Source organism: Streptomyces sp. NRRL F-5755, from assembly GCF_001279365.1.
In the GTDB taxonomy this organism is placed as follows: domain Bacteria; phylum Actinomycetota; class Actinomycetes; order Streptomycetales; family Streptomycetaceae; genus Streptomyces; species Streptomyces rimosus.
In genome coordinates, this window is sequence record NZ_LGCW01000262.1 from 161,777 (window position 1) to 170,653 (window position 8,877).

An 8,877-nucleotide genomic window follows, 5' to 3' on the forward strand; every position below is an offset into this window, starting at 1 on the left:
CGGATCAGTGCGGATCGGTGTGGACTTTTCCCGGCGGTTCGGTGTGGATAACGACACCGTCGCATCTGGGGTAGTCCGCGTGCGGCGCCGCGCGGCAGCAACGATGCTGGACCCGTGATGGACGAGACGGAGTTCTGGCAGCTGATCGACAGCTCCCGCGAGGCCGCCGAGGGCGACCCCGAGGAGCAGGCGGATGCGCTCGTCGAACGGCTGGTGGCCCTCGACCCGGACTCCGTGGTCGACTTCGCCCGGCACTTCGAATCGCGCTACAACCGCGCGTACACCTGGGACCTGTGGGCCGCCGCCGCGCTGCTGCTGGGCGGCGCCGGCGACGACGCCTTCGACTACTTCCGCTGCTGGCTGATCGGCCAGGGCCGGGAGATCTTCGAGGGCGCGCTGCACGACCCGGACAACCTCGCCGACCTGCTGGATGTGTTCGACGAGGAGGTGGACGGCGACGCGGAGGAGCTGGGTTACGCGGCGGACGAGGCGTACGAACAGCTCACCGGCGCCGAGATCCCGGACCTCGGCCTCCCGGCCCAGCCACCCGAACCGCTCGGCACCTATATCGACAACGACGACGACCGCGCCCTGGCGGAACGTCTCCCCCGTCTGTGGGACCGCTTCGGGACCTGAGAGGGCCCGGGGTCAGGGAGCTACGGGGCATGGGGCGGGCCCGTTCCGGGTGCCGCCCTCAGACCAGCACCTTGCCCATCATCACGTCGTCCACGTACTTGCCCTCCAGCAGGAACTCCCCCGGCAGCACGCCCTCCACCGAAAAGCCCGCCGACTCGTAGAGCCGGCGGGCCGGGGCGTTGTGCCCGAGGACGCGCAGGGTGACGCGGCGGGCCCCCTCGTCCAGCGCCCGCGCGCAGGCCGCGTCCAGCAGGGTCCGGGCGACGCCCCGGCCGCGCGCCCAGGTGTCCACGGCCAGGCCCTGGATCTGCCGTACGTGGGCGTTGCAGGGCAGCGGCGTCGGCGGCACCAGCCGGATGTAGCCCGCCAGCCGGCCCGCGATCTCCGCCACGAGCAGGTCCTCGGGGCGGTGCCGGTCGTCGAAGAACCGGTCGTACGGGGGCTGCGGCCGGGGCGTGACCGCGTGCAGCGTGGACCACGTACGGCGGTCCAGCACCGCGAGCGGCTCCTCATCGGCCAGAACGGCGGTGCGTACGAACGATTCGGACATGCGTGCCACTGTGTCATGTGTCCGTCGCCGGGGGCAGTATGGCTGCCATGCGGATCGCGATTACCGGCTCGGCCGGTCTCATCGGTACGGCACTCGTCGGCTCCCTGCGCGCGGGACGCCCTGACCAGCCGTCGGACGGTGCCGGAACCGGCACCGGCGGGCACGAGATCGTCCGGCTCGTACGGCGCGCGCCGCGCGCCGCCGACGAGGTGCGCTGGGACCCCAGACGCCAGACCGTGGACGCCGCCGGGCTCGCGGGCTGCGACGCCGTGGTGCACCTCGCGGGCGCGGGCGTCGGCGATCACCGCTGGACCGACGCGTACAAGCGCGAGATCCGGGACAGCCGCGTCCTGGGCACGGCGGCGCTCGCCGAGGCCATCGCCTCCCTGGACACCCCGCCGCGGGTCTTCGTCTGCGGCAGCGCCATCGGCTTCTACGGCGACACCGGCGACCGGCGGACGGACGAGTCCGCGCCGCCCGGCGACGACTTCCTGGCCCGGGTCTGCGTGGACTGGGAGGAGGCCGCCGCACCGGCCGTCGAAGCCGGAATCCGTACGGTCTTCGCGCGCACCGGGCTGGTCGTCGGGCGCCAGGGCGGCGCCTGGGGACGGCTGTTCCCCGTCTTCAAACTGGGCCTGGGCGGCCGGCTGGGCAACGGCGGCCAGTACTGGAGCTTCATCTCCCTGCACGACCACATCGCCGCGCTCCGCCACCTGATCGACACCGACGGACTGAGCGGGCCGGTCAACCTCACCGCGCCCGAGCCGGTCACCAACCGCGAGGTCACCGCGGCGATGGGCCGCGTCCTCCACCGCCCCACCCCCTTCCCCGTACCGGCCCCGGCCCTGCGACTCGCCCTGGGCGAATTCGCCGACAACGTCCTCGCCAGCCAACGCATCATCCCCCGACGCCTCCTGTCCTCCGGCTTCACCTTCACCCACCCGACGGCGGACGAGGCGATCCGGGCGGCGGTCGGGGGGTGACTGCGTGCCACCTCACCCGCCGCCGTGGGCGACCGCGGCTCCGCGGCTCCCACCGACGGCGGTTGGCGGCACTGCGTGCCGCACCGTGCATCCGTGCGCGGTCTACGCGCGATCCCTCCGGCCGCGGGCCCGTTCTTAGGGTTCCAACCTCACGAACTCGGCATCCCGCGCGCCGGTACGGGGCAGGAGCCCCGTAGCGCCGGCACCGGGACCGACCTCGGGAGGGCACGTGCTGCGCACCGCATCGACCGTGGACGTCGTCATCGTCGGGGCCGGCCTCGCCGGTCTCGCCGCCGCCCACCATCTGACCAGCGCGGGAGCCACGGTCACCGTGCTGGAGGCCGCACCGTACGTCGGCGGCCGGACCAGCACCGATCATCTGGACGGCTTCCGGCTGGACCGCACCGGCCAACTACTCGTCACCTCGTACCCCGAACTCCGCACCACCCCCGGCCTCAGCGGCCTGGTCCTGTGTCACTTCGCCCCCGGGCTGTGCCTCCACAACGGCCGCCGGAACCAGCGCGTCGGTGCCCCCCGGAGCACAAGGGGCGCACTTTCGGCCGCGCGCGCCCTTTCGCGCGCCGAGCGACGCGCCGACCGTTCCGCCGCCCAAGTGCTGGCGGCCCGCCCGGCCTTCCCGCCGTACATCCCCGACGGGTTCCTCCGCCCCCTTCTGTCCACCCTCCTGTGCGATCCCGGACTCACCGGATCCAGCCGCAACGCCGCCCTGGCCCTGCGGTCCTTCGCCCGCGGACGGCTGTGCCTGCCCGCCGGCGGCGCCTCGGCCCTGCCCGAACTCCTCGCCACCTCCCTTCCCCCGGGCACCGTACGCACCTCCGTACGCGCCGTCTCGGTCTCGACCACCAGCGTCGGCACCGCCGCCCACGGGCAATTCCCCTGCCGTGCCGCGCTCGTGGCCACCGGCGCGCGCGATGCGGCAGGGCTGCTCCCGGGGCTGCGGGTCCCCGATTTCCACCCGGTGACCATCGTGCACCACACCACTGACAGCCCCCCGGCCCGCGAACCGGTGCTCTTCCTGCCCTCCGAAGGCCCGGTCGCGCACACCTTCGTCGCCAGCGAGGCCGACCCGTCCCGCGCCCCGGCGGGCCGCGCCCTGGTCACCACGACCGTGCTGGGCGCCCCGGCGACCCTGCCCGCCCGCGCGCTGGACAAGACGGTCCGCCCCCAACTCGACCGGATCTACGGCACGTCCACCGACGCCTGGGAGCTGCTGGCCGTCCACCACGACCCGGAGGCGGTCCCGGCCATGCCCGCACCGGACGATCCGCACCGCGCCGTACGACTGCTGGCCGGGCTGTACGTGTGCGGCGACCACCGGGACACCGGCACCGTCCAGGGCGCCCTGCGCTCCGGCCGCCGGGCCGCCCGCGCCGCCCTCGACGACCTGCGCCTGCCCCCGTTCCGCGAACCCTGCGAGCTGTCGGCCGCGGCCTGACGCGCGGCCGGAGGGCCGGGCAGACGGACGGGCAGGGCCTGCTATCGGCCCCGCCCGTCCGCCCGGCACGCTGTCACTCCATCACGCCTTTATTGCCGCCACCCGATCGCGGTACCCCCGTACCGCCGCCGCGTCCCGGTACGGCTCCAGCCGGCGCTCGAACTCACGGACGTACTCATGCGCCCGTACGGACCGCATCTCGGACGCCTGGAGCGCCGCCTCCGCGCCCAGCGCGCACGCCTGCTCCAGCTCGCCCAGGCCCAGCCGCGCCGTCGCCAGCACCACCCGGCAGAACAGGCGGCTGCGCGCGAACCCGGCGCCGCGCAGCTGGAGCGAGCGCTCCGCGTGCTGCGCCGCGGCCCGGAACTGCTGGAGGTCGCGGTGGCAGTGCGCCAGTTCGTCGGCGAGCTGCGCCTCGTCGAAGAAGCGCGCCCAGTACGGCGTGTCGTCCCCGGGGCGCGCCGTCTCCAGCGCCCGTTCCGCCCGCGCGAGCGAGGCCGTGCACGCCCGTACCTCGGTCAGTACGCCGTGCCCGCGCGCCTCCGCCGCGTGCAGCAGGGCCTGCACGACGGGCGGCGCATTGCTGCCGACCCCCTGCTGGGCCACCCGCGCCAGCTGGACGGCCTCCCGGCCGTGCCCCAGGTAGACGGCCTGCCGGCTCATGGTCACCAGGACGTACGCGCCGTACGCGCGGTCCCCGGCGGCCTGCGCCAGCCGCAGCGCCTGGACGAAGTACCGCTGGGCCAGGCCGTGCGCGGCGATGTCGTACGACGTCCAGCCGGCCAGCCGCGTCAGGTCGGCGGCGGCCGCGAACAGCCGCCGCCCGGCCGCCTCGCCGTATGTGCCGCGCAGCATCGGCTCGACCTCGTGCTCCAGGTAGCGCACCAGGGCCTGGCGCGCGTGCCCGCCGCCGTACGCGTGGTCCAGCGCGCGGAACAGCTCGCCGACCGACCGGAGCGCCTTGATGTCCCCGGCGGAGACCCGGTAGGTGTGCGTCCGGTCCGAGCGCTCCGCGCGCTCGGGCCGCTCCGCGCGCCCGGGCCGCTCGGCATGGCCGGGAGGGCGCTCGTGACCGGGCCGCTCGTGGGTCGGGCGCTCGTGGCCCGGACGCTCCATCTGCCGCTGCCGGGGCACCGCCACCTGCATCCGGCCCGGTGCGGGCAGCCGGCCCGCGGGCTCCGCCGCGTCACCGTGCGCGACCCGCTCGTCGGCCCGTCCGATCAGCCAGTCCCGGCTGGGCACCACCAGCCCGGCCGGGGTGAAGGCGATCTTCCGCAGCTCCGCGTGGCTGCCGGAGTCCTTGCGCCACAGGCCGCTGACGATGTCCACCGCCTCGCTCGGCGTGGCCGCGAATTCGAGCCCGGCGTACACCGGCGCGCAGGCGTCCAGGCCCAGATCCTGGGCCGACAGCCGACGCCCCAGCCTGCGGGTGAAGACCTCGGCGATCAGGGCGGGTGTGGTGCCTCTGGGCTGCTGCCCGCGTAGCCAGCGCGTGACCGACGTCTTGTCGTAGCGGAGGTCGAGCCCGTGCTCCAGGCCGAGCTGGTCGACCCGGCGGGCCAGCCCGGCGTTGGAAAATCCCGCCTCCGCGATAAGCGCGGCTAGCTGTCGGTTGGGCGTGCGCTGGGGGGGTCGGTCCGTCATCAGCTTTACCGGTCTCCTGCCTTCCGGGCCGAGCTGCCCGGGTTCGGCGGACCCTGACCGGCGCTGCTCCCTGCCCTCGTGGAACGGCGTGAATGTAACGGCCGCGGGCGGCTTTCTCGCCGCCTTCGCCACGCGTTCATCCGATCGTGTGAGCAGGGCTCGCACTCCCCTCCGCGCCTGCGCGAGCGGTCTCGGCCGGACCCCGCACGGGCAGCCCCGCGGAGCACGCCGGGGCTCCCGGAACGCCTCCGCGCGCCCGCGCGCCGGTCCCCCGCCCCGGGCGCCTGCGGGCACCGTCCGCCCCCGCCGTACAGTTGGCGTGGGCGCGAAGGACTCAACAAAGTTCGAAGAGGAGCTGCCGTGACTGCGATCTCTCGGGGGGACACCCCCGCACCCGAGGGGCTGCGCTTTGTCCAGCTGGGCTTCGGCGCCCACGCCGTCGACTACGAAGAGGCGTGGCAGGAGCAGCGCAGGATCCACGCCGCCCGGTTCGCCGACGAGATCCCGGACACCTGCCTGCTGCTGGAGCACCCGCCCGTCTACACCGCGGGCCGGCGTACGGAGGACAGCGAGCGCCCCCTCGACGGCACCCCGGTGATCGACGTCGACCGCGGCGGCAAGATCACCTGGCACGGCCCCGGCCAGCTCGTCGGCTACCCGATCCAGAAGCTCCCGCGCCCGGTCGACGTCGTCGCCCACGTACGGCGCCTCGAAGAAGCCCTGATCCGCGCCTGCGCCGAATTCGGTCTGGAGACCACCCGGGTCGAGGGCCGCAGCGGGGTCTGGGTGCTGGGCGACCCGGTCGCCGACCGCCCGTCCCTGGGCGGCCTGTCCCTCGACTTCGACCCGCGTACGGCCGACGAGGAGTTCGACGCGCGGCTGAACGGCCCGGAGTACGCCCCGTCCAACGCCGGCCAGCGCCGCGAGGACCGCAAGCTCGCCGCGATCGGCATCCGCGTCGCCAAGGGCGTCACGATGCACGGCTTCTCGCTCAACGTGAACCCGGACAACACCTCGTTCGACAAGATCGTCCCGTGCGGCATCCGCGACGCCGGGGTCACCTCCCTCGCCAACGAGCTCGGCCGGGAGATCACCATCCCCGAGGTCCTGCCGGTCGTCGAGAAGCACCTGCGCGACGTGCTGGAGAACGCCGTGCTGCTCCCCCGGGCGGTCTGAGCCGGTTCGCCGACCGGCGGAACCCCCGTAGGGCCGCCGGATCCGACCGCGAGGAATGCGCCCCTGCCATACGGGGTTGCCGTGCACGTAAAGACGTGCGAATTGACGGGCGTACCCTGGTGTACGCCGAAGAAACGAAGTCGTAGGGAGCCGGACGTGTCCGCTGTCGCACCCGACGGACGCAAGATGTTGCGCCTGGAGGTCCGGAACAGCCAGACCCCCATCGAGCGCAAGCCCGAGTGGATCAAGACCCGGGCGAAAATGGGCCCCGAGTACAACCACCTGCAGGGCCTGGTCAAGAAGGAGGGCCTGCACACGGTCTGCCAGGAGGCGGGCTGTCCCAACATCTACGAATGCTGGGAGGACCGCGAGGCCACCTTCCTGATCGGCGGCGACCAGTGCACCCGGCGCTGCGACTTCTGCCAGATCGACACCGGCAAGCCGCAGGAGCTGGACCGCGACGAGCCGCGCCGGGTGGCCGAGTCCGTACAGACCATGGGCCTGAAGTACGCCACGATCACCGGCGTCGCCCGTGACGACCTGGAGGACGGCGGCGCCTGGCTGTACGCGGAAACCGTCCGCCAGATCCACGCCGCGATGCCCGGCACCGGCGTCGAACTGCTCATCCCCGACTTCAACGCGGTCCCCGAGCAGCTCGCCGAGGTCTTCTCCTCGCGCCCCGAGGTGCTCGCGCACAACGTCGAGACGGTGCCGCGCATCTTCAAGCGCATCCGCCCCGGCTTCCGCTACGAGCGGTCCCTTGAAGTCATCACCAAGGCCCGCGAGGCCGGCCTGGTCACCAAGTCCAACCTCATCCTGGGCATGGGCGAGGAGCGCGCGGAGATCAGCCAGGCGCTCCAGGACCTGCACGACGCGGGCTGCGAGCTGATCACCATCACGCAGTACCTGCGCCCCTCGGTGCGCCACCACCCCATCGAACGCTGGGTCAAGCCCGCCGAGTTCGTGGAGCTCAAGGAGGAGGCCGAGGAGATCGGCTACGCCGGCGTCATGTCCGGCCCGCTGGTCCGCTCCTCCTACCGCGCCGGCCGCCTGTACCAGCAGGCGATCGAGCGCCGCCAGGTCGAGGAATCGGCCCGGGCCGTCTGAGACGGCGAGGCGCCTCCCGCAGACGCATCTCCCGCATGGGACACCGCTGACCCCTGGGTCGGAATGTGAGTCCCGGCACACGCTGCGACGACGCGGCCCGCACCACCCCAGGCAGGGGCGGTGCGGGCCGCGTCAAGGTTTCATCGGTGTTTGACCGCCGGGTCATCAGTTGGTAACACCGATCCGTAACGATGGTTTCACACAACGCATCCACTATTCCTCCAGAAGGGGAAACCGTCATGCAGGCCGCGCCCGCTCGCGCCACCGCCGCTCTCCCCCTCCCGTCGGTCACCGACGCCCTGCGCGCAGTCGAGTCCGTACTGATGCGCGGCGGCCAGCGCACAGCCCGCCGGAACGCGTGGACATCGGTACTGGAGGACCGCCGTCGCGCCAGGGACCGGCGGGAGGCCGAGCACGTACTGGAGGCCGCGGCGACCGAGGGCCCGAACGCCACGTAAACTGCGCCCCATGGCGAGGAAGGCAAAAGCAGACAGCGCTGAGGGCGCTGCGAACCCCGGGCGACTGAAGCAGATCGCCCAGACCTACAAGATGACCCGTCGGGTCGACCCCAAGGTCGGTCTTGTCGTCGCCGGCGTGGGCATCGTCGTTTTCGGCGTTCTCCTCGTCCTCGGCTTCGTGATCGGGCACCCGGTCTACCTGGGCATCCTGGGATTCGTCCTGGCCTTCCTCGCGATGGCGATCATCTTCGGCCGGCGTGCCGAGCGGGCCGCCTTCGGACAGATGGAAGGCCAGCCCGGCGCGGCCGCCGCGGTACTGGACAACGTGGGCCGCGGCTGGACCGTCACCCCGGCGGTGGCGATGAACCGCCAGCAGGACGTCGTGCACCGCGCCGTCGGCAAGGCGGGCATCGTCCTCGTCGGCGAGGGCAACCCGAACCGCGTACGCGGCCTGCTGGCCGCCGAGAAGAAGCGGATGGCCCGCATCGTCGCGGACGCCCCGGTCCACGACTACGTGGTCGGCGACGGCGAGGGCGAGATCCCGCTGAAGAAGATCCGCACCACCCTGCTCAAGCTGCCGCGCACCCTGCCCGGCCCCCAGGTGACGGCCGTCAACGACCGCCTGCGCGCCCTCGGCGACCTGATGAGCAACATGCCGGTCCCGAAGGGCCCCATGCCGAAGGGCATGCGGATGCCCAAGGGCGGCGGCGGCAAGATGCGCTGACCACCGCGTCGGCGGACGCGATGGAGCGCGTCACTGGAACGGCCGAGGGGCCTGGGACCTTTGTGGTTCTGGGTCCCTTGGTTTTTTTTGGGGGTGAGGGTGGGGAGTGGCAGTGCGGGTGCGGTGGGGGCGTGGTGCCGGTG

9 protein-coding genes are annotated in these 8,877 nt (G+C 73.1%); 7 read left to right on the forward strand and 2 right to left on the reverse strand.

Annotated features, from left to right (window positions below; genetic code table 11):
- The first annotated feature begins 117 nt into the window (after nucleotides 1–117).
- A complete protein-coding gene (locus tag ADK86_RS22580; protein WP_053698209.1) occupies nucleotides 118–636 on the forward strand; it encodes a DUF4240 domain-containing protein in 519 nt (172 codons plus the stop codon).
- Between the two features lie 58 nt (nucleotides 637–694).
- Here the strand turns inward: ADK86_RS22580 and ADK86_RS22585 are convergent, their stop codons facing one another.
- Entirely contained in the window at nucleotides 695–1,186 is a 492-nt protein-coding gene (locus ADK86_RS22585) for a GNAT family N-acetyltransferase (RefSeq protein ID WP_053698210.1), read from the reverse strand.
- 38 nt (nucleotides 1,187–1,224) lie between these two features.
- Here ADK86_RS22585 and ADK86_RS22590 point away from each other — a divergent pair, with 38 nt between their 5' ends.
- Nucleotides 1,225–2,169, forward strand: coding sequence for a TIGR01777 family oxidoreductase (locus tag ADK86_RS22590; RefSeq protein WP_053698211.1), 945 nt, complete (start codon nucleotides 1,225–1,227; stop codon nucleotides 2,167–2,169).
- 229 nt (nucleotides 2,170–2,398) lie between these two features.
- The gene (locus ADK86_RS22595) at nucleotides 2,399–3,625 is read left to right on the forward strand and encodes an FAD-dependent oxidoreductase (protein WP_053698212.1); all 1,227 of its coding nucleotides are present in this window, start codon (nucleotides 2,399–2,401) and stop codon (nucleotides 3,623–3,625) included.
- An 81-nt stretch (nucleotides 3,626–3,706) separates the two neighbouring features.
- Here ADK86_RS22595 and ADK86_RS22600 read toward each other — a convergent pair whose 3' ends face one another.
- Nucleotides 3,707–5,269: a hypothetical protein gene (locus ADK86_RS22600; protein ID WP_053698213.1), complete on the reverse strand. Its 1,563-nt coding sequence runs from the start codon at nucleotides 5,267–5,269 to the stop codon at nucleotides 3,707–3,709.
- A gap of 360 nt (nucleotides 5,270–5,629) precedes the next feature.
- On the opposite strand from ADK86_RS22600, the gene lipB reads away from it, so the two are divergent.
- The 4 genes from lipB to ADK86_RS22620 all read left to right on the forward strand — a co-directional run bounded on the left by lipB (nucleotide 5,630) and on the right by ADK86_RS22620 (nucleotide 8,734).
- Nucleotides 5,630–6,445, forward strand: a complete 816-nt coding sequence (gene lipB / locus ADK86_RS22605) for a lipoyl(octanoyl) transferase LipB (protein ID WP_050506611.1) — start codon at nucleotides 5,630–5,632, stop codon at nucleotides 6,443–6,445.
- A gap of 156 nt (nucleotides 6,446–6,601) precedes the next feature.
- Nucleotides 6,602–7,552, forward strand: coding sequence for a lipoyl synthase (gene lipA / locus ADK86_RS22610; RefSeq protein ID WP_030604309.1), 951 nt, complete (start codon nucleotides 6,602–6,604; stop codon nucleotides 7,550–7,552).
- A 239-nt stretch (nucleotides 7,553–7,791) separates the two neighbouring features.
- A complete protein-coding gene (locus ADK86_RS22615; RefSeq protein ID WP_030376321.1) occupies nucleotides 7,792–8,010 on the forward strand; it encodes a hypothetical protein in 219 nt (72 codons plus the stop codon).
- A 10-nt stretch (nucleotides 8,011–8,020) separates the two neighbouring features.
- Nucleotides 8,021–8,734, forward strand: coding sequence for a DUF4191 domain-containing protein (locus tag ADK86_RS22620; RefSeq protein WP_030604306.1), 714 nt, complete (start codon nucleotides 8,021–8,023; stop codon nucleotides 8,732–8,734).
- Nucleotides 8,735–8,877 lie beyond the last annotated feature (143 nt).

Bases quoted from the DNA above. Each gene is read 5' to 3' on its own strand.
- ADK86_RS22580 (WP_053698209.1), top strand. From the start codon at position 118: ATGGACGAGACGGAGTTCTGGCAGCTGATCGACAGCTCCCGCGAGGCC.
- ADK86_RS22615 (WP_030376321.1), top strand. From the start codon at position 7,792: ATGCAGGCCGCGCCCGCTCGCGCCACCGCCGCTCTCCCCCTCCCGTCG.
- ADK86_RS22620 (WP_030604306.1), top strand. From the start codon at position 8,021: ATGGCGAGGAAGGCAAAAGCAGACAGCGCTGAGGGCGCTGCGAACCCC.
- ADK86_RS22590 (WP_053698211.1), top strand. From the start codon at position 1,225: ATGGCTGCCATGCGGATCGCGATTACCGGCTCGGCCGGTCTCATCGGT.
- ADK86_RS22600 (WP_053698213.1), bottom strand. From the start codon at position 5,269: ATGACGGACCGACCCCCCCAGCGCACGCCCAACCGACAGCTAGCCGCG.
- ADK86_RS22585 (WP_053698210.1), bottom strand. From the start codon at position 1,186: ATGTCCGAATCGTTCGTACGCACCGCCGTTCTGGCCGATGAGGAGCCG.